Genomic DNA, 236 nt, shown 5'->3' with positions numbered 1-236 from the left:
CGAGGCGCTGAGGGCCTCGAACTACTCCTGGTCCACGGTCGGCATCGCGAACAGCACGATGAACAAGCACATGAGCACCGTCCCCATGTCGAGGTACGACGCCATCCAGCGCTCGTCCGGACCGCTGTGCTCGGACTCCTGGACACGGCGTCGGGGGCGCACGCTCATGGGAGGGGGTCCTGGTGCGCCTCCGCCTCCCTGGGATGCTGGCGCCGGGGGGTGGGGCCGGGGGGGGG

Annotated in this window: 1 pseudogene; it reads right to left on the bottom strand. The window is 71.2% G+C overall.

What is annotated here, in order from left to right:
* Window positions 1-24: 24 nt before the first annotated feature.
* Window positions 25-168 (bottom strand): annotated as a pseudogene (locus KVS71_RS18875) (flagellar motor protein MotB); the annotation flags it as partial.
* Window positions 169-236: the final 68 nt, after the last annotated feature.

It is taken from the genome of Microbacterium sp. GbtcB4 (assembly GCF_019091465.1).
GTDB classification, from domain to species: Bacteria; Actinomycetota; Actinomycetes; order Actinomycetales; family Microbacteriaceae; genus Microbacterium; species Microbacterium paraoxydans.
Note: the sequence above shows the minus strand (reverse complement) of the source record. Positions and strands in the feature narration are given on the sequence as shown.